The following is a 2,006-nucleotide window of genomic DNA, read 5'->3' on the forward strand; positions in this document are numbered from 1 at the left end:
GGCGGCCGGGCTGGTGGCCCTCGGCATGGCGCTGGGCGCCGTGGCCGTGCTGGCGGCGGCGCTCGTCGCCGCGGCCGGGCTACCCGGGCGGTAACAGGCTCCGACGGGCGAGCTCGGTGATCGCCGTGGCACCGGGTGCGAAGCCGCGCGAGACCGCCTCGCACGTGAAGGCGCCGGGGGGCCCGTCGATCCGATAGAGGTTGTAGGCCGCCGGCTCGTGATGCCCGTCCGGCGAGGCGGACGCCGAGGGGAGGCCGACCGCCGGGATCGGCCCCGCGGGTCCGTCCATCCACATCAGCGCATGGACATGGTCGTGCCCGTGCAGCACCAGCTCGGCGCCGGTCCGCGCCAGCACGGCCCGGAACGCGTCCGCATCGACCAGGCGCTTGTGCCGGCTCGCCGGCGTCTTGTGGGGTGGATGGTGGAGCAGCACGACGCGGAACAGGCCCTCCTCACCGAGTTGCGTGAGCCGTTTCTCCAGACGGCCGAGCTGGTCCTGGCCGAGGAGGCCGGTGGCCAGGAAAGCCGGGGTCGGCACGGCGCTGGACAGCCCCACCAGCGCGACGGGGTCGCGTCTCCGGACATACGGAAAGCGAGGTCCGGATTCGGTCGCGGCCTCGCGATCACCGCGCATGTAGGCGTCCCAGTGCTTGTCCCACTGGGCCATGGCGGTCCGCACATAGGCGTCGTGGTTGCCGGGGATGAAGCTGACCGCCTCCGGCTGCCCGAACGCGGCGAGCCATTCGCCCGTGGCGGCGAATTCGCCGGGCAGGGCGATATTGACCAGGTCGCCCGTGATGGCGGTGTGGTCCGGCTTCTGCGCGGCGAGGTCGGCGATCAGGTCGGTCAGGATCTCGACCCGGTGCCGGCGATGGCGGTTGCGACGCCAGTTCAGCCAGCCGACCACGCGCTTGGAGGCGAGCTCCCGCAGCCGCGGCCGCGGCAGCGGGCCGATGTGCAGATCGGTGAGATGAGCCAGGACGAACATGCGGACCGTCATGCCCGGCCGCGCGCCGGGCATCCAGGTCTAAAAAACGTTCAGGACGAAAAAGATCCGCGCCTCGGACCGGCGACCCGTCACGAGCGCGACTGCCGGATCACGTCGAGCCACCCCTGGGCGGCCTTCTCGGCGCTCTGGCGGACCGCATCGGTCTGCTTCTGAGCGTATTCTTCCATGTAGGGGTCACCGGCGCCGCCGGCCTTGGCGATCAAGTGCCATTTGACCGCCGCCACCGGGTCGAGGGTGATGCCGCGGCCGGCGCTCAGCATGCGAGCCAGGCGGTTCTGGGCGATGGCGCTGCCCCGCATCGCGGCCTTGCGGAACAGCTGGGCGGCGCGGGCCTCGTCCTTCGGCACGCCGGTGCCGTTGAACAGCGCGATCGCGTACTCGACCTGCGCATCGACGACGCCGGCCGTAGCGGCGCGCTCCAACCAGCGGGCGGCTTCGGCGGCGTCCTGAGGAACGCCGCGCCCCTCCTTGTGAAGCACCGCCAGGGCGTATTGCGCCTCTGCGCTGCCGCCGGCGGCGGCCGTGCGGAAGAGCTCGGCGGCGCGGTCGTAGTCCTGCGGAAAGAGCTGACCCTCGACATAGAACAGGCCGAGATCGTAGGCGGCGGCCGGGTGGCCGAGCTTGGCGGCGGCAGCCAGCAGGCGGGCCGCCTCTCTCATGTCCTTCGGGCCGGCGCGGCCGCCGAGCCGGAACATGGCGAGGGCGAACATGGCGTCGCGGTCGCCGCGGGCGGCGGCGAGGCCGTACCATTCGGCGGCTTTCTGGTCGTCCTGGGAAACGCCCAACCCGCTGGAATAGAGCTCGCCCAGCAGCGTCATGGCGCGGACGTCCTGCGACGCCTCGACCCGCTTGGTCGCCTCGTGGAAGGCGGTCAGGAAGTAGCCGCGCTGAAAGGCCCCGAAGGCGAGGTCCGGTGCGGTGGCCGGAACGCCGGCCGGCGGCTTTCCGGGGGCGGTGGCGGGCGGCTTGGCCGGCGAGCTCGCCGGGCGCGGCGCGG

The 2,006-nt window shown here is 72.6% G+C and carries 2 protein-coding genes; both read right to left on the minus strand.

Translation table 11 applies throughout. The features are described from left to right. Window positions 1–79 precede the first annotated feature (79 nt). Window positions 80–988 carry a metallophosphoesterase family protein gene (locus CH341_RS30975; protein WP_111423490.1) on the minus strand — a complete coding sequence of 303 codons (909 nt, stop codon included), beginning with the start codon at window positions 986–988 and terminating at the stop codon, window positions 80–82. Window positions 989–1,077: 89 nt separating this feature from the next. Next, window positions 1,078–2,006, minus strand: a 929-nt coding sequence (locus CH341_RS30980) for a tetratricopeptide repeat protein (protein ID WP_111423487.1), incomplete at its 5' end; no start/stop codon positions are given.

The sequence above is a fragment of the Rhodoplanes roseus genome (assembly GCF_003258865.1).
GTDB lineage: Bacteria > Pseudomonadota > Alphaproteobacteria > Rhizobiales > Xanthobacteraceae > Rhodoplanes > Rhodoplanes roseus.

What these genes read in the sequence shown, in the direction of transcription:
- CH341_RS30975 (WP_111423490.1), bottom strand. Translation starts at nt 988, where the DNA reads ATGTTCGTCCTGGCTCATCTCACCGATCTGCACATCGGCCCGCTGCCG.